We start from the raw sequence: 25,400 nt of genomic DNA on the forward strand, positions 1-25,400 counted from the left end.
TATAATCAGCTCTTCGCAGCAGGCAGATCAGCCGGCTGCGAAGCGCTTTTCAATCTCTTCTACCGGTAAGGGATGGTCGAATAAATAGCCCTGACCGGACACGCACTGTTCATCAAGCAGGAAGTGTTGTTGTTCGCCGGTTTCCACACCTTCAGCCACCACCTGCAAATTCAGATTACCGGCAAGCCCTAAAATGGCTTTGATTATCGCCCGGTCGCCTTCACTGGTCATGGCATCCTGGATAAATGAGCGGTCAATTTTCAGCTCATCCAGAGGCAACTGTTTTAAGTAAACTAGCGAACTGAATCCTGTACCAAAATCGTCAATCGATATGGTAACACCCATATTCCGCAACGTTTTCAGCACCGCTGCAACAGTATTTAAATTGTTGATGAACGAGGTTTCAGTAATCTCGATGGCCAGGTTAGATGCTGAAATACCGTGTCTTTTAATCGCTGCCTGAATGTTGCCGGTGAAATCCTGCGATATGATCTGGCGGCCGGAAATATTCATGGCAATACGCACATCAGGCACATAGCGAATCATTCGTCTGGCCGTGCTGCACACTTTATCCAGCAACCATTCACCAAAGGGGAAAATAAGCTCAGAACGTTCCGCCAGCGAAATGAATACATCCGGCGGCACATATTCATCGTTTCTCTTCCAGCGGGCGAGGGCTTCATACTTGAGCTGCTTGCCGGAAGATAAGTCGACAATAGGCTGAAGGTAAATATCCAGCGTATCTTCTGCAATCGCTCTGGCAAACGCGGCTTCCATTTCGGCCAGTTCAACCTGTTTTTGCTTGTGCATGGGGTGGAACAGTGTGACTTTATTTTTACCTGCGTATTTGGCAAATTGCAGAGCGTAGCCGGCGTTCTGCATCAAACCTTCGGGTGATTTGGCATGTTCAGGGAACGTCGCCATGCCAATGTTGGTGGATAAGGTGGTTTGAATACTGCCTAAAGACAGGTAGGTGTGTTCGAGAACACCGGTTATGCCTCTGGCGATATCGTACAACGCAGTCTCATTACCTGCGCTCACCGGTGTCATCACCGCAAATTCGTTGCCGCCAATTCTGGCCAGACGGCCCTCTTCACCAACAAAGCCGTGTAAACGCTTTGCCACACTCTTTAAAATATCGTCGCCGGAGCGGTAGCCCAGGCTTTCATTGACCTTTCTGAATTCACAGATATCAATGACAAACAGGCCAAAGTTTTCGTCCTTCTCGACCCAGGCTGTCATTTCTTTTTTCAATGCCTGACGGGAAAGGGTTTGAGTGAGTGAATCTTTGTCCAGCTGCACCGGACTGTACTGACTGGTGTGCTGGATATGTGACATGTCGGTCAGCAAAAATACCCAGTGAGAAACGTGAATATGCTGCATCACAGGGGCGATGGTAAGTTGCAGCCACCGGCCACCATCAGGAGAGTTCATCCAGAATACTTCGCCGCGCCAGGCGGTTTGTCTTTCTTCCAGCGTCGATAAAAACATCTCATCCAGCTGAACATCTTTTATCAGTTGCAACAAACGGTGAACACAGACATCTGCATTTTGTGCACGGAAAAACTGCCGTGCCACGCCATTATCCAGAAACAGTTGTTTGTTGGCGTCCAGTATCACCACGCCTGTACTGAGATGGTGAATTGTCTGGCGTATGGCCTGCTGCTGGCCCTTACATTCCCGCGCTTCTTTCAGCGCTTTCTGTAATTTTTCAGTAAGGTAATCCTGCTGGCTGATCACCGCATGGTGGGTCAGCAGTAATTCTCTGGCAGATTGCAGGGATTGCTGGCGGTAGGCAAATTCTTTATTGACGTTCTTGATGGCCAGGAATCGTCCGCCTTTTCCATCGTTGATAGCGATAGCCTCAAGGCGCAGGGATTCATGTTCTGTGGTTTCGGTCCAGAAGCCTGAAGTCAGATTTGCTGGAAGGGAAGTTGCCCAGCAATCGCCGGCGTCAATAAGAAAATCTTCGAGAAACAGACTGCGAACGGATTCAATATCCAGTGACAGTTCATTGACCTTCACAAGGTCGGTTACCCAATGCACCGTTGGTGTGAGGCAATTCAGCTCATCACGCTCATTCAGCTCAAATATTGCACAGTCCGTGATGCCAAGTGCATTGAGGTGGAAAATGTCCATATCTACACCGTAAGTTCCGCTAACTCCTGAAAGAGTCGCTCAACATTTTCGCCGGTTTTGGCGCTGGTTTTAATGGCGGCACTGAACAAATTCTCCCGTTCAGCGACTTCGTCTTCACTCCAGTACCATTCACTGGGAAGGTCTGCTTTATTGACGACAAAAAAGGCCGGCGTATCAGGAAATTCTGCCCGCGCCGACTCATAAATATCCATACCTTCAAGCAACGACTGGGAGCGGGTCTGGTCAACCACAATGACAAAGGCTGCGGCACCACGCAGGTAGCGTGGATTAAAACCACAATAGCGGTCAACGCCTTCAATATCCCAGATAAGAAGCTGGGCCGTTTTATCGCCCGCGGAGACTTCTTTTTTGTCGATTTTTACGCCGATAGTTGTGAGATATTTCTCTGAAAAAATGCCATCGACGAACTGTCTTACCAGGCTGGTTTTACCCACTCCGGTCGGGCCTAGCAGACAGATCTTTTTTTGTATCACTGACGGTTACCTTCTTCTGATCCTGTTTTCTTCCCTTTACCAGCCTCTGCAGGTGTTAACAGAGCATGAAAGAATACCATCCGGCTATTACTGCCGCGGGCTAAATCCAGTTGTCCCAAACCTTTGGTGTGCAGCACAGAGTGTTCCACGCCCGCTTCAGTCAGAGCTTGCTTCACTGACTGGGCACGTGATTCACTCAATAGCATATTTTTGACTGATGTACCCGAATTATCGCTGCCACCGAGAATAAATACACTGAGGGTTTGCCCTGAACGTTCAGCGATATTTTGCAGGTTAATGATGGTTTCGGCAATATCGCCAATAGTCGCATCATTCGCTTTTGACCACCGGGTCTGGTTCATATCAAAGAACAGCGTGTAACCTGACAGTGTAGTTGCCAGAGACCCGGCCAGAGCATTCAATGCTAACGCGTCATTAACGGGAGTATTTTCTTCCAGAACGACTTTGGTGGTATCGGGGAATACGGTTTCAATGCCCGCAATGCTGTGCAGAGCGCGGAGGAATTGTTGCCAGTCACTGCTGCTGATCGTGCCGGACAGTGCCGGCTGTTCATTGTCGGTGAACGTCAGTGCAGGAAAACGCGAGGCCAGCTGTTGTATTTTCACCGGGATAAGACGGTCATCTTTTGACTCAAACGGCGTTTCTTTAATATCGACAACGGAAGAGTCAATGTCGAGCCCTGCAAGCCATTGCGCGACCCCGGTGGCAGCCGGATCTCTTAATACTGAGAGAATAATCTGATTACCGTCTGTTTGTGTGTTCAGCATCACAATGCCGGCCGGAGGCTCACTCTTAGCGATGGTGGATGACGTGATGGCAAGGTCGATGCGTAAAAATGCCAGATAGCCGGCAACAACCAATAGTCCGGCGAGAATAAATGCACCGGCACCGGCCCGTTTTTTCTTTTCCTGCGTCGTTTTTTGCTCACTGATCAGGCATTCCTGCAGCATGGCATCGCTGGTGGCGAACGGACCGTTGTCGCCCTGGTATTTTTGCAGTGGTGACTGATAAAAGCGATGAAACTCTTCCAGAGTGTCCTGCAGTTTATGTCGCATGCGTGGCGACACATGGCCGCTGACAGCAGCGACAAGAATCACCTGGGGACCGACCTTAATAAGCAGGGTAAAATCGTCGGTTTTAATTTCTCCCAGCTCGGTTTCTTCTGCCTGATTATCCTGACTGAATGCATCAGCGACAAAATCGCTGATAGCAACCAGCATGGAAGAAATCAGGTCACCGTCTTTCGCATTTCCCGGATGACTGGTGACACTATTTAACAGGGTGCCGGTTTCACGGTGAATAGCCAGAACCTGATGCACCTGATATTGATAAATTTGCGAAGCAACATAATCAGAATAGGGGACACCTGAGCGCCACGCTTTAAAGCGCCACTTCACACTTTTAGCTGAAAAGCTGTGTTCAATAAGGGTGTTTGTACGCTCAATGAATTCGATGAGAAACGCTGATACGGCTTTTCTGATCAGCGAGCCGACAAGAGGGTAGAGTGCGCCGACAATTTTATCACTGTTAGCCTCCACTGAGCGGTGCAGTGATTTTTCGATCAGGGGGACCAGCACTTTGTTCACTGAACCATCCTGACTCTCACGCTCATTCAGTGCTTCAGATACCACATCAGACACCATGCCTTTTGCATTGCGTCTGACAATATTTTCTACGAATTTTTCATCCCCACCAATGATTAACGACCTGACGTCGTCCATTGTGTGCGCATCCTCATCCGTTGGCGGCACAAAATTGCTCATGGGCGTCAGGGTTGATCAGTGGCAAGATTCGAGGCCATGGTAGACAGCAGGCTTGCCAGGGTTTTGCGGTCGGTTTTGCTGGAAGACAATTCTTCGGTCACTTGCTGCAAACGCTCTAACAGCGCTTCGTGACGTTTGTTGAACAAGGTTTCCATGGCATCCATTTCTTTGGATAGCTTGCTTTCCAGTTTACTGGTGTCGTCCTGCGCGGCGGCTTCAGCCATCTCAAGCTCAGATTTCAGCGTATCGTGAAGGCCTTTCAGGTTTTCCTGGGCTTGCTGGTGTTGCGAATTGTCGGCTGAGAGTTGTTCAGACAGTGCAGCAAACTGTGTTTCAATGGTTTTATTCAGCGAAGCCACATGATTTTCCAGTTTTTGATTCAATGCTGAAAAACTACTTTCCAGTTTTTCATCCAGTGATGCGAGTTGCTGCTGAAAATCCCGGCTGGACTGGCCGAACAAAATTTCACGGAGCTGACCTAATTCTGATTTGTCAGCTGTTGATGCCTGAGGTGCATCATTATTCTTATCTTTTGCCATTTGTCCGCTCCTCCTGACAGTGCGGCGTCCTTACCTGGTACAAATGTACCCTGAAAGAAAAACCTGATCCAGCAGCATCGCCCACCGGTAGCAATATATTGGTCTAATGGATAAGTTTGAGACGGTCAGACGACGTCAATATTGGCGGCTGAGTGCAATCCAGGCGGCTTTGTGTTCGCTGACCGCCTTATTGATAGCGCCGGACATCGTCATAAAATGCCGCATTTTCATTTTCTTAAGCAGAACAACTGAATAGTCTGCAGGAAGTCCTGCGGCGGCAAGAAAAGCATTCAGCCAGTCGGGATGCGACGATTGTTGCGGTTCATCCATTTTATTGAGTAAAACATAAGCGCTGATCGCCAGTTGCTCACGGGCATGGCGGATTTGATAGACAGCAAATCCGTTTACCGCAACCAGCAGGGTGATTATTACCATGTTAAGAGGTGAAAAAAGCGTGCTGAGATTGGGGTAGGCGCTACGGTAAGGCACATACAAATCATCAAAATTCAGCCAGGTATAACCGAACACTACCGCCAGAGTCAGTAACGTAAATAGCTGAACCCATATCAGCCGGTACTGACAGCGGGACTTACGGCTTAATGCATTTTCCAGTTCCGAAGGTTGTTGTCTGATTGTGCTCACTCCAGCAACGGCCCGGTTGAATTGCGGACGACGAGTTCGGAAGGTGAAAGGGGTAATTCCCGTTTCGCCTGGTGACGGATGATCTGTTCAATCAGTATAGTCGCCGCATTGTAGCCAAGTTCGGCAACAGGTTGCTTAATGGTGGTAAGCGGCGGCCACAGGTTAAGGGCTGCAGGGTCGTCATCGAAACCCACCACACTCAGATCATACGGGATACGCAATTTCAGCTGGGAGGCAATCCGGTACACCACGGCCGCAGAAGCGTCGTTGGCGGTAAAAATAGCGGTGGGGCGGTTTTCTTGACACAGTAATTTCCGGCAGGCCTGTTCCAACGTGTTCTCACCGTATACAAACTGTGCAACCCAGTCCGGATTTTCTTCGATGCCGTATTTTGTCAGCGCCTGTTGATAGCCCTCGTAACGCCATTTACCGGCTGCGTGGCCTACCAGGTAGTTGAGAAAGCCGATTTTGCTGTGGCCCAGGTTAATCAGGTGTTCCACAGCCAGTTGCGCTCCTTCTACCTCATCACTGTGCAGGCAATACGAGGATGTATCGTCCAGAGAAGCGATTTTTACAATAGGCGTGCCCGTTTCTTCCAGTGCTGCGATAACAGCCTGATCTTCACACAAAGGTGGTACGACAATAAATCCGTCAACATTGGAGCGTTCAACCATGTGCCGCAAGGTAGTGGTAATTTCACCTGCGGGATTTTCTGATGCAAAAGGGCGTATCAATAAATCGTAACCCAGTTTGTCACAGGCTTTTATCGCGCCATTCAGAATAAGACTGCCGTAGAAGTTGGTAGGATAATCGATATAAAGTACACCAATCAGATAAGACTGATTGGTTCTTAACCTGCGGGCATTCAGGTTAGGAATATAATCTAATTTTTTGATCGCGGTGGTAACGGCATCACGGGTTTCTTTGCGCACTCCGGGTTCGTTATTCAACACCCGGGAGACCGTTTTCTTTGAAACACCGGCGGCTTTTGCCACATCACCAATTGTCGCTTTACTCATCTTTTGCACTTCCGCGTGTAGGGTACGGGATGCCCCGGAAACAATGCGCCCGACCACTTTTCTTATTGTTCTGAGCAATTGTAAGCGCATTCAGGGCAAAATTTAACGCTTTTCTTCATCAGACGATAGTAGGGCATGTACTCATCGTAATATGCTACCCCGTACCAGATAGCATCCTGCTTAAGGGTTTCAGGTACATCAGCCTGTGCGGCAGGAATGACCAGCAAACATGCCAGCAGTAAGATGCGGTTTAACATGAACTCTCCCTATTTCTTGCTTCCGGTATTAGCCGGGAGTTGAATGTCTATCGATGTCATAATTCTTTAAAGAAATTTACAATCGTATTTTTTAAAGAATGAATGTGAATGTAAAATACTGCATAATCTGCGATGTATAAGCGTCTTGGCGCGATATGTTGTTATTTATTGCACACAAATAATGTTTAATTCAATCGTTTTTGGTTAAAAAAATGTTATTTTCAATGTTGACATCGATGTCTGTTTTGGTGGTATTTTATTCAGGGCAACGACTCGGGAAATGCTCACTGCCTGCGGATATCGGGCGCAGTACAGCAGTGATTTCAACCGGCAAAGTGTTATGGGTAGTCAAACTGCCGGTCAGCGTTCCTGCCGTTGCTCAATCAAACAACCGTTACAGGATTGAGGGACACACAATGAAACCACAACAATTAAACAAAATAACACTTGGCTTAGTTATCGCCGGCGGCTTATTCCATTCCCAGGTGTTTGCACAGCAAGCGCCGGCAGCCGCAGAGGAAGAGCCTGAATACGAACAAATCATGGTTACAGCGAACCGTACCGCTACTGCCGCAGAAAAAACGCCGGTAGCGTTGTCGGTATTAGGCACGCAACAACTGCGTGATCAGGGGATAACCAACCCTACACAGCTCGCAGAAACGGTTCCGAACGTTTCTATTGACCGGACCAACGGACTTCAAATTACTATCCGTGGTGTTACCAGTACGGATAACACCGAGAAGGGAGATCCTTCTGCAGCATTTATGCTTGACGGCATTTACATTGCCAGACCTCAGGCGCAGGAAGTGTCGTTCTTCGATATAGATCGCGTAGAAGTACTGCGTGGTCCGCAGGGCACGCTTTACGGACGAAACACCACTGCCGGTCTCGTAAATGTTATTTCGGCCAAACCCCATGAGTTTTTTGAGGCCTCTGCAGATATGACGCTGGGTAATTACAATACCCGCCAGTTCACCGGCATTGTGAATATGCCGGTAAACGACAGCGTGTCTTTCCGTGCTGCAGTGAATATCGATCAACGCGACAACTATGTCGAATACGAAGCATTTGATGGTACTGAGGCTGTCGATATCTCCGATTTCAAAGATAACCGGTCAATCCGTCTGTCAGGGTTGTTCAACTTCACCGAAGATATGACCTTGCTGGTTCGCGGTGATTACTCGCAGATGAAAGGCAACAATATGGCATCTGTACCGGTACACAATTTTTTTGAAACACCCTTCACCGACCCGTCGACGACAGAAACCGGCGAGGGCGTATCGCCTGTCTATGTAAACCGCGGCACAGATAATCAGCAAACACTGGCTGCCGGATACTTCCCTGATGTGTATGCAGATAACTCTACCTGGGGTGTGATGGGGGATTTCACCTGGCTGTTAAACGATGCGCTGACCTTCAACTATCTTGGCAGCTACCGCGAGTTTGACCGTGACGAAATGTTACCTCTATTGCTGGGTGGCGATTCGGCAAGCAAAACCGATTACTGGGTTGACGGGCCTTTCTCAGGTACTTATGAGCAGCAGTCTCACGAATTCCGTATAGCGTATAACAGCGACAAGTGGCTGGCGCAGGCGGGTTTGTATTATTTTGAAGAACAGTCCGGGATCCGTCTCGACATTATCGGTTTGATCAACCCGACACCGGGTGAAGACGGCTATATTTTCGGCTTTCCGCAAAACCCTACCAAAGCCGATTCGCTGGGCTTTTTCAGTCAGGCGACTTACAACGTGTCTGATGACTTACGCCTGACTGCCGGTATCCGCACAACGAAGGATCAAAAGTCCCGTGCCGGTGCCACGATTTTCCACAAAAACCTTGGCGAAGCGCTGAACTTCCAGGCCAGCGACGACAATCCGCTACCTGATTCGCTTAATTACGCAGACCGTGAGTATTCAAAAACTACCTGGAAGCTTGGCGTAGATTACGACATCAGTGATGCCACCATGCTCTACGGCAGTATTGCCACAGGCTACAAAGCCGGCGGATTTAATGACGGCTGTGTGGAAGGCGCAACAGGTTGTAACAGTCCGCTGCCTGAAGCCGCAGTCTACTATGACCCGGAAACGCTGACGTCTACAGAGCTGGGTATCAAAACCCGCGTGCTGAACAACAAGATGACTATTAATGCCAACGTGTTTAGTTACGACTATCAGGATCTGCAGCTTTCGCAGTTAAGTTATGTATGTGGCGGCCCTTGTCAGGTAACCACTAATGCGGCAGAAGCCACCATCAACGGTGCCGAACTGGATACTTTCTATCGTCCGGATGTAAATCACCGTTTTAATGCAGCAGTGACATTACTTGATGCTTCTTATGATGAGTGGATTTTAGATGAGGAAGCCGGTGTGAGCTTCGCCGGCGAACGTTTGTCGCGCTCTCCTGAATGGACCGTTACTGCCGGTTATCAGTACACCATGGAAATGCAAAGCGGTGGTGAGCTGAGTTTCGCTCTGAACAGCCGCTGGAGTGCAGAGTATGAAATATTAAGCAGTGCACTGCGCGCGAATTTCCGCCAGCCCGGCTTTACCAAAACAGACCTGACCATGACATACAACAGTCCTGACAGAGACTGGTATGCACAGGCTTTTGTCAAGAATCTTGAAAACAACATTACTTTGTCAAACGTTGGCCCGAGCGGCGATTTCAACACAGGAACAGCAACCTTTGCTGATCCCCGTCTTGTTGGTGTCCGCTTCGGGTACAAGTTTCAGTAATGGCTAACCGGGGGCTGTTCCGCAGCTCCCTTTTTTAACCATGAGTGAGTGAAATGAAGATAAATCTGAAGAAAACTGTGCTGGCATGTGCAATTGCGGCTTTAGCAGGTTGTGCAAATGAGCAACCTGCAGACTCTACGTCAACAACGGCAGCATTCCGTGATTTAAATGGTAACGGTCAGAAGGACATCTATGAAAATGCCAGTCTGCCCGTTGAACAGCGTGTGGCTGATTTGATCAGCAGGCTGACGCTGGATCAGAAAATCCGGCTGGTTACCGGCACGGGCTTCAGAGTAGACAATATTGGCGGATCGGAAAAAGTGCCCGGCGCTGCCGGTTCAACGTTCGCCATCGATGAATTAGGTATTCCCGCACTGGTACTGGCTGACGGGCCTGCCGGTGTGCGTATTTCTCCCGAGCGTGAAGGGGATGAAAATAAGTACTACGCCACTGCATTTCCTATTGCAACTCTGCTGGCTTCCAGCTGGGACAAAGAGCTGCTGAACGCCGTTGGCACGGCCATGGGTGAGGAAGTTAAAGAATATGGCATTGACCTGTTTCTCGCACCGGGAATGAACATTCACTATAACCCGCTGGGTGGCCGGAACTTTGAATATTATTCTGAAGATCCGTATCTGAGCGGCAATATGGCTGCCTCGATTGTGAATGGTATTGAGTCGAATGGTGTAGGTGCAACCATCAAGCACTTTGTGGCGAACAGTGGAGAAACCAGCCGGATGTGGATGGATTCCCACGTCAATGAACGTGCATTACGCGAAATTTATCTGCGTGGATTTGAGATCGCTGTTGAGCAGGCGCAGCCATGGGCAATCATGACGTCCTACAACAAATTGAATGGCGTCTATACCTCTCAGGACGAAAAGCTGCTGACAGATATTTTGCGCGGAGAGTGGGGCTTCGAAGGCCTGGTTATGACTGACTGGTTCGCCGGTGATAACGCTGCAGCGCAAATGCAGGCGGGCAATGATTTGATTATGCCCGGCATGCCGGATCAGCGTGAAAACATTAAACAGGCGGTGGAAAGTGGCAAGCTTGAAGAAGCCGTGCTTGATCGCAACCTCAGCAAAATCTTTACTGTAATGCTGTCGTCTCCCACCTTTAATGAATATGAGTACAGCAATAAGCCTGATCTGAAAGCGCATGCTGAAGTGGCCCGCCGTGCTGCTGCAGAAGGGGTTATTCTGCTTAAAAATGAGCAGGCAACCTTACCGCTTACCGGTGCTCAGAATGTAGCCGCATTCGGTAACACGTCTTATGCCTTTATCGCCGGCGGCACGGGCAGCGGCGATGTGAACGAAGCGTATACCGTATCGCTGGTGGAAGGGCTGGCAAACAGCTCTCTGAAAGTAGATGCAGCATTACAGGCAGACTACGAAGCCTTCATGAAAGCGGAAGACGCCAAACGTCCGCCGAAGAAAAATTTCTTCGAGTTGCAACCTCCGTTACCGGAATACACGCCGTCTGATGCACAGATTGCCAGCATGGCAGAGTCAAACGACGTGGCGCTTATCACCATTGGCCGGAATTCCGGTGAGTTCCAGGACCGTATCGTTGATAACGATTTTGACCTGAATGCGACTGAACAGGATTTGATAAACCGTGTTTCCGCTGCGTTTCATGCTAAAGGCAAGAAAGTGGTTGTCGCGCTGAATATCGGAAACGTTATTGAAACGGCCAGCTGGCGTGACAAGGCCGACGCGATTGTGTTGCCCTGGCAGGGCGGTCAGGAAGCCGGTAATGCACTGGCTGATGTGCTCACCGGTAAAGTCAATCCGTCAGGTAAACTGGCAACGACCTTTCCGGTTAAATATGCCGACCTGGCATCAGCCAGCACATTTCCGGGCTCCCCCACATCTGAAGACGACGTGAAAGACCCTTACATTGGTCTGTTCGTGGGTAAAGAGTCACAACTCGACTATAACGACGGCATTTATGTCGGCTACCGCTATTACGATGCATTCAATGTGAAACCGGCTTATGCCTTCGGTTACGGCTTATCTTACACCGGTTTTGACTATGGCGATGCCGTTGTGAAGGCCGGAAAGAACGCTGGTGATTTCACCGTTTCCGTGACCATCACTAATTCAGGAAAAGTAGCAGGGAAGGAAGCGGTTCAGCTTTATATCTCTGCGCCGGGCAGTGAAAAACCGGTCAAAGAGCTCAAGGGATTTGAGAAAACAAACGAGCTTGCACCGGGACAGTCGCAAACCCTTGAGTTTGCAATAACACCTAAGCTGTTGGCTTCATTTAATGAAGCACAACGGGCATGGGTGGCCGATGCGGGTGAATACAATATCCACGTTGGCGCTGCCTCTGACAATATTCAGTCTGGTGCCAGTTATTCCCTTGACTCGCCTGTAGTGGCTGAAAAAGTGAGTGTAGCGATGAATCCTGCACCACGGTTGAGGGAGCTGTCTGTACAGTAACCTCTTGCAGGAAGTGATGCCCTTCTTCCTGCAACCTCAAAGCCACCCTGCGGGGTGGCTTTTCTTTTTTACAGCGATGTATCAGGCGTTTGGGCGAGCAAACCGGTCTGGTAGTAGATTCCCAGTACAATCCGCTTAATTTCTATTTCTGCTTTCACCGCGTTAAGACGTGCTGATATTGCCTGTGATTCACGGCTGTTTAGTAAGAACAGGTCACTGTCCCCCATCTCAAACCGTTTCTGTTCCTGACTGAACAGCTTTTCCGTTAATACCGCCTGCTGCTGTTGCAGTTCAGCCATGGTTTTGCCGTACTGCAGTGCCTGTAAACCTACTGCCATATCCCGTTCAAGTGCATCCTGTGTGGTCTGAACCACGGCTTCAATTTCACGCAACTTTAACGAAGCCTTTGCCTCATCAGCCTTCGCCTGGCGACGGCCCAGCGGCATGGAAAATTGCAGGCCGACTTTTGTTTCTGTACCGGTCAGGTTCTCCGGCCCGCTGCCGATATCCCGCGCCAGCTTTGCTTCAATATCCAGCGTGGGTAAGAGCGCGTTCTTTGCCAGTCGCAGCTTGTTTTTCGCCAACTGCATTTCTGCCTGCAAACTGGTGAGAGCAGGGTGCTGTGCAATCAAGCTCTGCAGCAACGCGGGCTTAACCGCAGCACTCATCCAGGGCCACTGAATATCCCCAGGGACAGTATTCAGGGCTGCTGTGCTGACCGGACGAAATTGCGCATCGCGGTAATAATAAGCCAGCTTCTCTCTCGCCTGTGCGGCCTTCCTTCTGGCATCTTGTAAAGCCAGATTACGCTGCATCACCGTGACCTCAAATTCTGTCTGGGTGATGCGCGCAAGATCTCCTTCTTCAACCCGGGTATTGATGGCGTTTCCACGGGTCTCGGTGGTCTTCACCAGGGCTGCGTATATCTGCTCATTCAGATGACTTTCGTACCAGTCCAGATAAGCCGATAAGCCGTTGTAAACCAGTTCATTCAGGGCCAGGGCGGCTTCTGCATCCCATTGAGACATACTTACTCTGGCATCTTCGATGGCCATCCGTTTTTTATCCGTCTCCCGGTTTTGCAGCAATGACATGGCAAAACCGATACTGGCCTCACCACCGGTCAGCGTTTCATAGTAACGCTCGTAATAGGGGAAGGTACCGTTACCGATACGGTATTCGGCTTTCACCTTAGCATTGGCGGTTCCCAGCGGATTGACAACCCGCTGAGACAGATAGTCACCGCTGTAGTAACCACTGGTGCGGAGGGCTGTATCCTGCTCGAGTTGCACATCAAATGCCGCTTCAGCGTAAGCCAGCTCCTGCCGGCGCTGACCACCTTTGGCTTCAAGCTCAAGCAGCTTAGGATGATTGTGCAGAATAGACTGCAGTACTGTCTCTGCCGTCGGTGGTGGTTGTTGCGCCTGAGCGTTCAGGCACAGCAGCAGAAAACTGGCAGTAAAAAAAGAAAAATACCTCAACATGCATACTTACCGTGGTGTTTGTTCTGTATCTGACCTGACATTTTCAGGCGGGAAGTTATTCAGCTGTCGCCAGAGTTCGTAGCCAATACTGACTTCTTCCAGCAAGATCCAGGCATTGACCCGGCTGTCCAGACGGGCAAAGGTTTCTTCCGGCCAGGGCTTTTCCTGCGGATCCTGTTCAATCCATACATTAAACAGCCCGTTGCGGTCTGCCACCGGTTCAACAATCGCCACTCTGCCACCGAATGTACCTATTGATGTGCCCGGCCAGCCGCTGAACTGGAAGATTGGCCAGCCTTCAAATTGCAAACGCACCTTCCGGCCTGTTGTGACCAGCGGTGCATTCAGTCCGTTTACTTTCACCCTTACCATGCGCTCGACACCGTCAGGAATAAAATACCCGAGTACTGCGCCCGCACTGACCAGCGTGGATAAACCACCGGAGTGCAACTGGGTCACAGTACCATCCTGAGGTGCGTACTTGGTCTGAGTAGATTGCCTTGCCAGCGACGAGTTCAGCGAGTTCCGGCTTTGCTCAGACTGAGCGGCTGTCGCCAGTCTTTCCTGTAACGTATTTTCCGCCACTTCAATGTCGCGGACCGAAACCAGACCTTCTTTGTTTAACCGTTTCTGACGATCCAGGTTTATGCGGGCATTTTCCACAGCCATCAGGTCTGCATCCAGTTTCAGCTCCGCGGCTTTTACCTGGGCCTGAAGGCGTTCAACCAGCGCTTTATCTGTGTCGACCAGGGTTACAATGGGATCGCCTTCTTTTACTTTTTGTCCTTCCCTTACGTGCCAGGTTTTTATTTGCCCGGGGACCAGTGCGGATATGGGTTGAGCGCGGTCAGCCGGATTAAGCGTGCTTACAGTTCCCGTACCGTAAGCCGTTTGTTGCCAGGGCGCAAAGTACAATATTGCGGCGGTGACTGCGATAAGAAGAAAGAGCATATACGCCACTTTTCTGTACCAGGTCGGCACAGTCTGTTGCGAAAGCGTCTTCATTTTACTCATGAATTCCTGCTGATCAGAGTAATTCATCACAATTCCTCCTTGTCAGCGAGCACATCATGGGAAAGCAACTGTGAATCACCATTTAACACAATGGTGGCATCAAAGACTTCCTGAATCGGACTGCTGGTAAAGTACATCACCGTGACCGGCTGGGTATCGAGGTATTTCAGAATTTTATATCTGTATGCTTCAGGAATGGCATCAAAGTGCTGGTTCAGCACAATTACCCCCGGTTTCGACAACAGGGCGGCAGCCAGTTTCAATAACAAAAACTCCATGGGCTGAAGGGGATGGCCCAACTGCGACAGACTGGTTTGCAAGTCGTCTTCCAGTCTCGCCAGTGTCGGCTCCAGTTGCAGTTCGCGAAAGATTTCCCGAATCGCTTTTTCGGAAGCATCCGGCGCATCCATGCGCAAATATTCAAGAATTGAACACTCAATAATGAGAGAGCGGTCAACAATGGCAATGGCCTGACGCAGCTCGCTGGTCTGGTAATCCGTTAATGCAAGGCCTCCCAGTTCTACCCAGCCAGACTCCGGCGTTTCATAACGTTTAAGTACCGTCATCAGTTTTCGTTGTTGCCATGCCTGCCCGGTGACGACGTAGTATTTTCCGTTTTCCCGCAAGGCCATATCAATTTCCACAGACTCGTTTTGCTGAACCAGCACAGTCTGACGGAAGTGGAGATCGTTACGGGTAAAGGTTTCGTTATCGGAAGACTGTACATCTTCCTGAGGAATATTCAGTGCGGCATTGAGCTTCTCTGCCGCACCATACAATTCATAATACAGGTTCAGGTATACACTGAACCGTGAAATACCAAGAAACACCGCAGACATGATCAGTTCGGCTGCAACAAGCTGACCGACAGATAATTGCTCCTGCACAACCAGTACACCACCCAGTCCCAGAAGGGCGGAGCTGGCCAGCGCATAGACAATCAGGAAGAGTACGGTCTGGGAAAAGGTAAAAGTGAAATGTCCGGCGTGACAATTCACATAACGACTGATGATGGCCTCCGTTTTCTCAGCAGCATGGTCAAGATGCCGGCTGGATTTGAAAAATACGTGAGCAGAGGAAATTTCGCTGAGCCATTTTGCGGTGGCATATTTAGAATCAGACAAGTCGATGGCTGTATTTTTCGCAGGCGTACTCAACATCCGCCAGATAAAGTACATAGAAATGATAATCACCACATTAAAGACAAACAAAAACGGGTGATAGAAAGAAACCAGTGTGATACCTACCAGCATCTGAAGCAGAAGTGCGAAACCGTCTACCATCAGTGATGGCATATTTTTCTGAAAGGTCATTACCTCAAAAAAACGATGAGTTATCGTGCTGTTTTTCCGGCCTTCAAAAAACTGATGAGGAGCCTGAATGGTTTTCAGTACAAGATCGGCAGTCAGCCGGCTATAGATCCGGCGCTCATAATATTCCATAACCCGTGTTCTCAGGGCACTGAATAATCCGTACAGCAGCAGGGTACAGAACAGGATTGTACTGATCACCAGAACCGCGCTGACTGAAGCGGTATAAACCACGGTGTTGATAAGGGTTTGTACTGCAAACGGTACGGCGAGGGTCAGTAAACCAATCATCAGGCCATATGCGATAGCCAGGTAAAAAAAGCCTGCTTCCGGCTTTAAAATATCAAACAGAAGCGTTTTGGTGCGGCGTAAGTCTTTTGTTGCTGCCATGGTGCTCTCAGAGGCTAAAAAGGAAAACGTCGGGTGTCACAGAATTTAACTAAATCTATGTTTCATATCAATGTAATAAGTCTTTATAAATAATCGGTGTGACTATCAGAAGTAACAATACGTGATTTCCCGTTAATTTGTTCTTTAAAAGCGGCTAAAAAAGACAAAAAAGCCCGGCGAGCCGGGCGTGATTAACCGTTAATCGCAGGCGTTTATTCCTGAGGTTTGCCGCTACGGTATTTGTCGAACCAGGCCAGAATGTTACCCACTTTCTGGATCAGGCGTGAAGGACGGGAAGCGATACCGTGAGACGCCCCCGGTAACCTGACCATCGCAGAGTCTACACCTTGCAGGCGCAGTGCCTGATAGAACTGCTCTGATTCACTGATTGGCGTACGGTAGTCTGATTCACCGGTAAGCAGCATCGTGGGAGTTTTCACATTGCCCACCAGAGACAACGGTGAATGTGCCCATAAATGGTCAAAGGCTTCCCAGGGTTTGCCCGGCATCCAGTACTGAGTGAAATACGGATACGCGTCAGCAGTCAGGCCGAAACTGATCCAGTTGATCACCGGCTTGGCCACCACGGCTGCAGCAAAGCGATCGGTTTTTCCTACTGACCACGCTGTGAGTACACCGCCGCCGGAGCCACCGGTGATGAAGAGGTTCTTTTCATCAATAAAACCTTTTGCAATTGCAGCATCGGTGACATCCATCAGATCGGTAAAGTCGTCAGACGGGTAGTCGTGATGAATCAGGTTGCCGAACTCTGCACCGTAAGACGAACTTCCACGGGGATTCGACCACACAACAACGTAACCCTGTGCTGCCATGAGCTGGATTTCCATTGAGAAGTGCGGGCCGTAAGCAGCGTGGGGGCCACCGTGAATTTCCAGGATCAGTGGATAAGATTTGCTTTTATCGAAATCCGGAGGCAATGCAATCCAGGCATCAATATCACGGCCATCAGCAGATGACTTCACCGGTAATGCCTCTACCTGCGCAAGCTTCAGATGTCCCAGCGCATCATCGTTCAGATTAGTCAGGGTAGTGATTTTTTTCTTCTTAAGCAGTGCCAGATCCGCCGGTTTTAGCGGGTCATCCTGAGTAAACGCCAGCTCTCCGTTGGATGAAACAGCAAATTCCCCTGACGTATAAGGTCTGCCCAGGGACTGACCGCCGGTGGTGGCATCGAAACGGGTAACATCACCTTTCAGACTGACACTGGCCAGGCGGGTTTCGCCGTGATCAAGATAAGAGAAATACAGTGACTTGCTGTTATCTGCCCATTCGACCTGCTGAACTGAGCGGTCAAGAGAGCCCGTCAGACGGCTCAGTTTTCCGCTTTCCAGATTCAAAACTACAATGTCGCTGAACTGGTAAGCTTTTTTATTATCATTAATTTGTTTGAAGGCCAGATATTTGCCGTCGGGGCTGAGCATGGGAGACTCTTCCGGTCCGGCCATATCTGTAACCGCTGTGACGTCAGCAGACTGAATATCAACGCGGTATATGTCGCTGTCAAAAGGAGACAATTCATAGTCTTCTGAACGGTTGGCAGAAAAATAGATCCCCGAGTTGTCGGGGGTGAATGCCAGACGACCGTCATTAGGATAATTGCCCGTCGTCAGCTGGCGGGGCGTACCGCCGGATACCGGCAGAATATAAATCTGATTGAATCCGTCCGGTAAATATCCCTTGCCGTCAGCACGGTATCCTGTTTTCTGAATGATGCTGGCGGCGGGCGCCCAGTCTGCACCTTTGGGTTTTTCTGGCATAGCAGTAAACAGCGGTTTGGTTTTTACCGGTGTGAACATAGTAAACGCCAGATGTTTGCTGTCATGGGACCAGGTAAGGTTTCCGGGGGCCTTTGATACTTCTGTGAGTCTGGCCTGCTGGCCGGAGTCGAGATAGCGCACATAAAGCTGATTGCTGCCATCTTCATCCGAAAGATAAGCCAGCATGGTGCCGTCAGGGGACAATGTAACCTGACGCACATTCGCGCTGCCGGCAATCACCGGACGATGCCTTTTACCGTCCGTGCTGACCTCCCACAGTGTGCTGTGTGTGCGGTCCTTCATAATATCCATAGCACGGCGTTCGTAGTAAACTGACTTACCGTCTTTACTGAAAAACGGCGATGCGGCGTATTCAAGATTGAAGGTGTCTTTATATTGCAGTGTGTCGGGCAGTTGCGCTGCATGTGCAGTAAAAGTCAACGCCGAAACCAGACCGCCTGCAAGGGCGAGTGGCCGAATGAGCATAGTGAGTTCCTTGTCGTTCTTATGATTATACCGGCAACGGTACAAGCCTTAAGCTCGTTGACTGCCGGGCTAATGAAAACATACAGCATCACGCCGGTCAGCGGATACCGTTCGTCTTGTTTCTGTTTGATTTCGTCTGGAGGTGTTAAGTCAACTGCCGGCAAGCAGGGTCGTAAAAGCGATCGGTTTTAATACCGCACACGTTAAAATTTAAAATGGTTAACTGGCAGAGTCCATATGGATAAATCCTTAATAAGTCGTTATCCGGCACTTCGTTTTCTACTTTGTGCCGCTTTTGTATTTCTGGTGTCGGGTTGTGCATCTAATAAACCGCAAATCAACATGGACGAAGCACAGAACTTTTCTGCTATCCGCACTTTTTCTGTTGAACCGCCGCTGAACACTGTGAACCCCACCATAGAGAATTATCTGCGTACCACTATTACTGATGTGATGACCGCAAAGGGACTGACACCGGCAAGCCCGGATGAAGCTGACGTCAAAGTCGCGTTTCTGCCTTCCACAGCCAGAAAGGAGGATGGTAAGTCAGTAAGTTTCGGATTGGGAACCGGTTCGTTTGGCCGTTCAGGCGGAATATCCCTGGGCAGTATTTTTACTGTGCCTGTAGGTGAACAGGTGTCTGTTTATCAGAATTTGCAGATTGATGTGATTAAAGACGGGCAATTTATTTACAGCGCCACCGGCAGCGCCGAACTGGAGAAAAGTGACAGTATTTCTATTCAGCAATCCCTGACTGAACTTGTAGGTGAACTGCTGGCCAGTTATCCCGTAAACCAGTAAGTGGTGGTGATGCTGAATGCACTTGAAATTGCGGTGACTGCCCCTTGGTAAACCGTGTCTCAGCCCCACTTTTGAATACTTCAATTACCGGTAAATTAAGGATACTGCTATGAGCCGACATTTCGAACAGGCTGACGGATTGTGTGAACGCAAAGATCCCGCAACTGACGGATTTGTATTTAATCAGACTATGTTGCGCATTGCGGATCCGGTCCGTTCGCTGGACTTTTATACCCGCGTTATGGGTATGACTTTACTCAAAAAGCTCGATTTCCCCGACATGGAGTTTAGTCTGTACTTCCTGACCCACGGAGAAGACTTCTCTGATATCAGCGAGGATGACACCAGACGCACAGCACAAACTTTCGGTCGTCCGGCCATGCTCGAACTGACACACAACTGGGGCGACACCGCCGGAGAAACCACTTATCACAATGGTAACAGCGATCCCCGCGGCTTTGGTCATATAGGCTTTCACGTACCTGATCTGGAGGCTGCCTGCGAGCGTTTTGAGTCACTGGGTGTTGCGTTTCAGAAGCGGTTGTCTGACGGAAAGATGAACAATATCGCGTTCATTAAAGATCCGGACGGATACTGGATTGAAATTTTCGACGCTGAGCGGGTCGCTAAAGGTTGATGTAAAGCACTTTGCCGCATTTCAGGCGCGCCGGGCAGTAATGCACCGGCGCGTTTTTTGTTTCTAAACCCCGGTTTTTAAAATTCAGGCAGCTTCAGATTGTTTCGCTGCAGGGGCGGACAGAATCCCCTTTTTTATAAACCAGACTTCCAGCGGCAAAGTGGCCAGCGGCGGAATAGCAGCAAGAATAGCCAGGATACTGTGCCACGTGCTCCAGCGAAGGCGGACCGCTGCAACAATGGCAACCACAAAATAAATCAGAAAGGCGATACCGTGGAGACGGCCGAATAACCAGACACCCAGGTCGGTGACTTCAAGATTGTATTTGAAGTACATACCGGTGATCAGACCGAACCAGGTAAATGCTTCAATGCGCGCTGCGATAATAAAGATTTTTTCCATGTCAGTGGCGGGACTCTGTAAATGAATAACATGCAGTTTACCTGCACCGGGCATGAAGTGAAAGGTTGAGAATAATTCTTATTTAAGAAAGTTGAAATGAAAGAGGTCGCAACCGCGACCTCTCAATTCATGATAGAGGGGGAATTATTGCGGCTCTGCCGGTGCTTCAACTTCTTTACCTTCGCCACGTTTTTTACGGTCGCCTCTGTCAAACTTGTCACCACCTCGTTTGTCACCACGGGGTCCGCGCATGCCTTTATGTGGTCTGTGCATCATATCCTGCAGCATCTGTGTTTTCTGTTCTTCTGTGAATACAGCCCAGAATTCATCACGTAATGCTTTCTGCTTTTCTTTCAGCGCTTCAAGTTTTGCTTCCTGATCAGCCGTTAACTCGACATCTTTCATCATTCTGTGCATTTGCGGCGGTACCAGCGGGGGATCCATTTTCTCCATTCGCTCAGTTTTTGCTGCTGCGTCGGTTGCTGCTAACGCGAAGCCTGTTACACCCGCACCAATGAAAAGAGCGGCAACGCCTACAATGCTTAATTTTTTAATCGAACGTTTCATAAAGTTCTCCTGAAAATCTGCTACCTCACAATGAGGACGAATACATACTATCGCGCTGAATGTCACGTAACGTTAAGAAGTGCAAATCTGGTGTGAACATATGAAAAGTCAGGCATTATTGACCCCGTATTAAGCAAGTTGACATAGCATTGACAGACGACGTATTGACATGAGCATTCTATTAATCGAAGACGATAAAGGGCTGGCAGAGTTACTCACTGAGTTTCTCGGGATGTCCGGCTACGACGTGACTCACTGTGCTGATGGCGAGTCTGGTCTTGCGGAAGCTCTGGCCCGCAGCGATATCGAGCTGGTTTTGCTGGATGTAATGCTGCCCGGCCTCAACGGGCTGGACGTACTTAAAGCCATCCGCCAGAAAAGTGAATTACCGGTGCTCATGCTGACAGCACGGGGGGACGACCTTGATAAAGTACTCGGGCTGGAACTGGGTGCTGACGATTATCTGGCGAAACCGTTTAACGACCGCGAATTACTGGCACGTATCCGGGCAATTATCCGTCGTACCGGCGATAAAGCCGCAACAGACGAACCGGCCAGTTTGTCGAAAAAGTCTGTTATCCCGATTGGCGATATCAGCATTGATGTGCAGAAAATGGTGGTGACCTGTCAGTCGCAAGTGTTGGATCTCACCGGCAGCGAATATGCATTACTGAAGCATCTGTGCTTGCAGCCCGGAGAACTCATCACTAAAGAAGAGCTCTCCGAGGCGTGTCTGGGACGACGCCTGCAGGCCTTCGACCGCAGTATCGACACCCACATCAGTAACCTGCGTAAAAAGCTCACTGCCGCAAATTCACTGGTAGACATTAAAAGTCAGCGCGGGCGCGGTTACGGGATTTTTGCCTGATGACCGGTGCTGTCCGCAATTTTAATCTGAAAGTACTGGGCTGGTTCTGGCTTACTCTGCTGGTGTGTATTCTGTCCATTGCAATACCGGCGTTTATCCTGCAGGAAATCAATGAAAACGAGCCCCTGTCCGGCAGGGACAGTCGTTTGCTGAATAATGTGGCACAGAGAATTGATGCCATTCTTCTCAGCCGCCCGGCAGATCCTCATGGTATCCCCCGGCAACTGGAACAACTGGAAACCCGCGCATCTTATCAATGGCTCATTGTTGATAAACAGCTTAACGTGGTCCAAAGCAGTATGCCTTTGCGGCGCTCCCTCACCGAAGAATTCAACAGCAAGCGCTTCTGGTATTTCATTCAAAAAGAACAGCAAAGGGAAATTAATCTGGAGTGGACCCGGCTAGTAGGTCCGGTCTCTCTGACCGCCAGGCCAGATTGGAAACTGGTGTTGTGGCGTCCGGAACGACCACGGCCTCTGGATGTTTTCAGAGCCGTACCGTGGTGGCTGATGCTGGGTATTTTTATGGTAGTGACCAGCTTGATGAGCTGGTTACTGGTACGTTCTATTGCCCGTCCGCTGAACCGGTTGGGTGACGCATTCACTGCGGTGGGGCAGGGGCAGTTGAATCACCGCATCGAATACAGTCAGTCTGTGGAAAAAGGCGGCCGTCGAAGCGGGGAATCACCTTTTACCCGCTTGTTTGCCCAGTTCAATGATATGACCGGTAAAATAGCAGCGCTCATTCAGAATCAGAAACGCCAGAGCGCCGACATTTCTCATGAGTTACGCACCCCGCTTACCCGCCTGCAAATGACACTGGCACTGGTACGCCGAAAATGCGGGGACCCCTCGTTGATCCCGCTTCTGGAACGGGCAGAAAAAGAAAATGAGCTGCTCAACCTGCATATTCAGCGTTTATCCGATCTCACCACCATGGAATCCCGGGCTATCTCGCAGGGCAAAGCAGACATTACTGTAAAAGCATTACTGGATGACTTGTGCGAAGATGCTGCATTCGAGGCGCAACAACTGGGGATCACGTGGCAACATGCTCTTGCAGACGGCACGCTCAGTATTTACGAGGAGCCCTTTCTCACTGCCATCGAGAATGTGGTGCGAAACGCATTTAAGTATGCAAACTCTTCCGTTTCCCTGGCTTGTACTGTTGCCGGTAGTCAACTGACTATCGTAATCGAAGATGACGGGCCGGGTGTGGAACCGGCAGATTTATCAAAACTGACCAATGCGTTCTACCGCACTGACAGCGCCCGTAACAGCGACACCGGCGGCTTGGGTCTTGGCCTCGCTATTGCTGCAGAAGCTGTTCGTCTGAACGACGGCGATATGTCATTCAGCTTGTCAGATAAAGGTGGTTTGCAGGTGAATATGCAGTTCCGGCTGACACAGAAACCTTAACTGTTTACTGCTAATATTTGCGGTCCGGGTAGAGGTTTTATTGCCGTCCTCTGTTAAACTTGCCGCTGTTTTTACCGGACCGTTTCTCTATGCTTCCTTTTATTCTGCTGCTCATTGCTACCATGTTGTGGGGTAGCTCTTTCATTGCGCTGAAAATCGCGTTTGCCGAATACTCACCTATGTGGGTCATTTTTCTGCGTATGGTGGTGGCGAGTATTTGTTTCCTGCTGATGTGGAAGGGCCTGAGCCGCTTTACTTATCAGAAAGGCGACTGGAAGTTACTGCTGCTGATGTCTGCTGCAGAGCCTTGCTTATATTTCGTTTTTGAAGCCATGGCACTACAGTACACCTCGGCTGCACAAGCCGGTATGGTCACAGCGGTTTTACCGCCTGTGGCGGCAGCACTGGCGTTTATCTTTTTAAAGGAACGCATGACTATCACGGCTCAGGCAGGTTTTGTTACCGCTTTTGCCGGTTTAGTCTGGCTTAGCTGGGCGGCTGAAGAAAATGTTCATGCCAGTAATCCTGTGCTGGGCAATACCCTTGAGCTGGCTGCTATGGCATGTTCTGCGGTGTACTGTGTTTGTGTGAAGAAACTGTCCACCCGCTACTCTCCGCTGGTACTGACGTCCTTACAGGCGTTCTCCGGTGCCATATTCTTTATGCCGCTGGCATTCAGTCAGGATGTGCCGCCATTACATGCCGGCCCGGCGCTTTACGCTATTGTTTTCCTTGGCGTATGCGTGACCTTAGGCGCCTATCTGCTGTATAACATTGCCATTACCAAAATGGATTTAAGCAAGGCCACCATTTTCAGTAACCTCATCCCCGTTTATACCATCGGTTTTGCTTACTGGTTGCTGGACGAAACCCTCACGCAAACCCAACTAATGGCCTGTGGCCTTATTCTCAGTGGTGTGGTGCTGGGGCAATCTAAACGCAGAAAGAAAACGGTTATGCCGGCTGATCGGGCTTTTGAATCGTAAGTTTCTCCGGATTGTCATCATATCCGGTTTGTTCACGGGGGGCGATTCTGTGTTAAAATCACAGTCATCCGGCCCATGCGAAGGTTCTCCGTGAGAACCTGAGAGTTAGCAAAGGCCTTATTGATGGTTTGGAGTGCAGGACCGCTGAAAAACCAGTTCTATATTCGTTAAAAGATTACAGGTTTTTCTATGCTATCTACCCACCGCCGGTTTTCGATTGCACCTATGTTGGACTGGACTGATCAACATTGCCGCTACTTCCTGCGTCAGATCTCAAAACACAGCTTGCTGTACACCGAGATGGTCACTACCGGCGCGTTGATTTACGGTAAAGGCGATTATCTGGCTTTTAACGAAGAAGAACATCCGGTGGCGCTGCAGCTGGGCGGGTGTGATCCCACCGATATGGCACGGTGTTCTGAAATGGCACAGGAACGTGGCTATGATGAGGTCAATATTAACGTAGGCTGTCCGTCTGACCGGGTTAAGAACGGTGCGTTCGGCGCGTGCCTGATGGCGCAACCTGAAGTGGTGGCAGATTGCGTAAAAGCCATGCAGGCGGCAGTGGACATCCCGGTTACCGTAAAATGCCGTATTGGCATAGATGACATGGACGAGTACGAAGGCTTTGCCCGTTTTGTTGACATTGTGGCTGATGCTGGATGCGACACCTTTATTGTGCACGCTCGTAAGGCCTGGCTACAGGGGTTGAGCCCCAAGGAAAACCGTGAAATTCCCCCACTGAATTACCCGCGTGTTTATCAGTTGAAAGAAACACGCCCTGATTTGAACATCAGCATTAATGGCGGTGTAAAAACACTGGACGATACCCTCGAACATTTGAATAAAGTTGATGGTGTGATGATGGGGCGGGAAGCCTATTCAAATCCCTATTTGCTTTCGTCGGTCGATAAGCTGGTTTTTGGTGATGATGCACAAGTGAAATCCCGCAGAGAGATTGTTCACATCATGCAGCAGTACATTGAACGTCAAACCGATGAGTGGTTTAAACCCTGGCACGTTGCCCGCCATATGCTGGGTTTGTATCAGGGGCAAGCTGGCGGGCGTATCTGGCGTCGTTACTTAAGCCAGAATGGCACCGGTAAAGAGCGTGACCCTAATCTTCTGATGAATTCGCTGGAGCAGGTAGAGCAGGCGCAGGCCAACGCGAAAGCCTTTAACGATTCCCGTGTTACGGAATAG

21 protein-coding genes are annotated in these 25,400 nt (G+C 49.7%); 8 read left to right on the plus strand and 13 right to left on the minus strand.

Annotated elements, in window-relative coordinates; translation table 11 throughout:
* Positions 1 to 27: 27 nt before the first annotated feature.
* The 7 genes from ACXAG2_RS12815 to ACXAG2_RS12845 form a co-directional block, all read right to left on the minus strand.
* Positions 28 to 2,139, minus strand: coding sequence for a putative bifunctional diguanylate cyclase/phosphodiesterase (locus ACXAG2_RS12815; RefSeq protein ID WP_474867538.1), 2,112 nt, complete (start codon positions 2,137 to 2,139; stop codon positions 28 to 30).
* Positions 2,140 to 2,141: 2 nt separating this feature from the next.
* On the minus strand, positions 2,142 to 2,633 hold the full coding sequence (locus tag ACXAG2_RS12820) for a Rab family GTPase (RefSeq protein WP_474846071.1): 492 nt from the start codon (positions 2,631 to 2,633) through the stop codon (positions 2,142 to 2,144).
* Positions 2,630 to 4,417 (minus strand): OmpA family protein, encoded by a 1,788-nt coding sequence (locus tag ACXAG2_RS12825; RefSeq protein ID WP_474867541.1) that lies wholly within the window; start codon positions 4,415 to 4,417, stop codon positions 2,630 to 2,632. Before ACXAG2_RS12825 ends, ACXAG2_RS12820 begins: the two co-directional genes overlap by 4 nt.
* A gap of 5 nt (positions 4,418 to 4,422) precedes the next feature.
* Positions 4,423 to 4,956: a hypothetical protein gene (locus ACXAG2_RS12830; RefSeq protein ID WP_474852577.1), complete on the minus strand. Its 534-nt coding sequence runs from the start codon at positions 4,954 to 4,956 to the stop codon at positions 4,423 to 4,425.
* A gap of 135 nt (positions 4,957 to 5,091) precedes the next feature.
* Positions 5,092 to 5,598, minus strand: coding sequence for a hypothetical protein (locus ACXAG2_RS12835; RefSeq protein WP_474867543.1), 507 nt, complete (start codon positions 5,596 to 5,598; stop codon positions 5,092 to 5,094).
* Complete coding sequence (locus ACXAG2_RS12840; protein ID WP_474867546.1) at positions 5,595 to 6,617, minus strand: LacI family DNA-binding transcriptional regulator; 1,023 nt, start codon at positions 6,615 to 6,617, stop codon at positions 5,595 to 5,597. The genes ACXAG2_RS12835 and ACXAG2_RS12840 overlap by 4 nt, the downstream gene beginning before the upstream one ends.
* A gap of 62 nt (positions 6,618 to 6,679) precedes the next feature.
* The gene (locus ACXAG2_RS12845) at positions 6,680 to 6,874 is read right to left on the minus strand and encodes a hypothetical protein (protein WP_474846061.1); all 195 of its coding nucleotides are present in this window, start codon (positions 6,872 to 6,874) and stop codon (positions 6,680 to 6,682) included.
* Between the two features lie 416 nt (positions 6,875 to 7,290).
* Here ACXAG2_RS12845 and ACXAG2_RS12850 point away from each other — a divergent pair, with 416 nt between their 5' ends.
* Both ACXAG2_RS12850 and ACXAG2_RS12855 read left to right on the plus strand, forming a co-directional pair.
* A complete protein-coding gene (locus ACXAG2_RS12850) occupies positions 7,291 to 9,609 on the plus strand; it encodes a TonB-dependent receptor (RefSeq protein ID WP_474867548.1) in 2,319 nt (772 codons plus the stop codon).
* Positions 9,610 to 9,662: 53 nt separating this feature from the next.
* Positions 9,663 to 12,056 carry a glycoside hydrolase family 3 N-terminal domain-containing protein gene (locus tag ACXAG2_RS12855; protein WP_474852572.1) on the plus strand — a complete coding sequence of 798 codons (2,394 nt, stop codon included), beginning with the start codon at positions 9,663 to 9,665 and terminating at the stop codon, positions 12,054 to 12,056.
* A 68-nt stretch (positions 12,057 to 12,124) separates the two neighbouring features.
* On the opposite strand, the gene ACXAG2_RS12860 is transcribed toward ACXAG2_RS12855, so the two are convergent.
* The 4 genes from ACXAG2_RS12860 to ACXAG2_RS12875 form a co-directional block, all read right to left on the minus strand.
* Positions 12,125 to 13,540 (minus strand): TolC family protein, encoded by a 1,416-nt coding sequence (locus ACXAG2_RS12860; RefSeq protein ID WP_474867551.1) that lies wholly within the window; start codon positions 13,538 to 13,540, stop codon positions 12,125 to 12,127.
* A 6-nt stretch (positions 13,541 to 13,546) separates the two neighbouring features.
* Positions 13,547 to 14,581, minus strand: coding sequence for an efflux RND transporter periplasmic adaptor subunit (locus tag ACXAG2_RS12865; protein WP_474852568.1), 1,035 nt, complete (start codon positions 14,579 to 14,581; stop codon positions 13,547 to 13,549).
* Positions 14,581 to 16,254 (minus strand): ABC transporter transmembrane domain-containing protein, encoded by a 1,674-nt coding sequence (locus tag ACXAG2_RS12870; RefSeq protein WP_474846051.1) that lies wholly within the window; start codon positions 16,252 to 16,254, stop codon positions 14,581 to 14,583. Before ACXAG2_RS12870 ends, ACXAG2_RS12865 begins: the two co-directional genes overlap by 1 nt.
* A gap of 212 nt (positions 16,255 to 16,466) precedes the next feature.
* A complete protein-coding gene (locus ACXAG2_RS12875) occupies positions 16,467 to 18,518 on the minus strand; it encodes a S9 family peptidase (protein ID WP_474867554.1) in 2,052 nt (683 codons plus the stop codon).
* 237 nt (positions 18,519 to 18,755) lie between these two features.
* Here ACXAG2_RS12875 and ACXAG2_RS12880 point away from each other — a divergent pair, with 237 nt between their 5' ends.
* Both ACXAG2_RS12880 and gloA read left to right on the plus strand, forming a co-directional pair.
* Entirely contained in the window at positions 18,756 to 19,319 is a 564-nt protein-coding gene (locus ACXAG2_RS12880; protein ID WP_474867557.1) for a DUF4136 domain-containing protein, read from the plus strand.
* A gap of 109 nt (positions 19,320 to 19,428) precedes the next feature.
* Entirely contained in the window at positions 19,429 to 19,956 is a 528-nt protein-coding gene (gloA, locus tag ACXAG2_RS12885) for a lactoylglutathione lyase (RefSeq protein ID WP_474852562.1), read from the plus strand.
* Positions 19,957 to 20,040: 84 nt separating this feature from the next.
* Here the strand turns inward: gloA and ACXAG2_RS12890 are convergent, their stop codons facing one another.
* Together ACXAG2_RS12890 and ACXAG2_RS12895 are read right to left on the minus strand one after the other, a co-directional pair.
* Positions 20,041 to 20,358 carry a DUF3817 domain-containing protein gene (locus tag ACXAG2_RS12890; RefSeq protein WP_474867560.1) on the minus strand — a complete coding sequence of 106 codons (318 nt, stop codon included), beginning with the start codon at positions 20,356 to 20,358 and terminating at the stop codon, positions 20,041 to 20,043.
* Between the two features lie 144 nt (positions 20,359 to 20,502).
* Positions 20,503 to 20,925 carry a hypothetical protein gene (locus tag ACXAG2_RS12895; protein ID WP_474867563.1) on the minus strand — a complete coding sequence of 141 codons (423 nt, stop codon included), beginning with the start codon at positions 20,923 to 20,925 and terminating at the stop codon, positions 20,503 to 20,505.
* A 169-nt stretch (positions 20,926 to 21,094) separates the two neighbouring features.
* On the opposite strand from ACXAG2_RS12895, the gene ACXAG2_RS12900 reads away from it, so the two are divergent.
* From ACXAG2_RS12900 to dusA, 4 genes are all read left to right on the plus strand, one after another.
* Complete coding sequence (locus ACXAG2_RS12900) at positions 21,095 to 21,793, plus strand: response regulator transcription factor (protein WP_119502519.1); 699 nt, start codon at positions 21,095 to 21,097, stop codon at positions 21,791 to 21,793.
* The gene (locus ACXAG2_RS12905) at positions 21,793 to 23,211 is read left to right on the plus strand and encodes an ATP-binding protein (protein WP_474867566.1); all 1,419 of its coding nucleotides are present in this window, start codon (positions 21,793 to 21,795) and stop codon (positions 23,209 to 23,211) included. The genes ACXAG2_RS12900 and ACXAG2_RS12905 overlap by 1 nt, the downstream gene beginning before the upstream one ends.
* Positions 23,212 to 23,300: 89 nt before the next feature.
* A complete protein-coding gene (locus ACXAG2_RS12910) occupies positions 23,301 to 24,197 on the plus strand; it encodes a DMT family transporter (protein WP_474867568.1) in 897 nt (298 codons plus the stop codon).
* Positions 24,198 to 24,386: 189 nt separating this feature from the next.
* Positions 24,387 to 25,400 (plus strand): tRNA dihydrouridine(20/20a) synthase DusA, encoded by a 1,014-nt coding sequence (dusA, locus tag ACXAG2_RS12915; protein WP_474867571.1) that lies wholly within the window; start codon positions 24,387 to 24,389, stop codon positions 25,398 to 25,400.

This window comes from Alteromonas sp. ABH4_456, assembly GCF_056160645.1.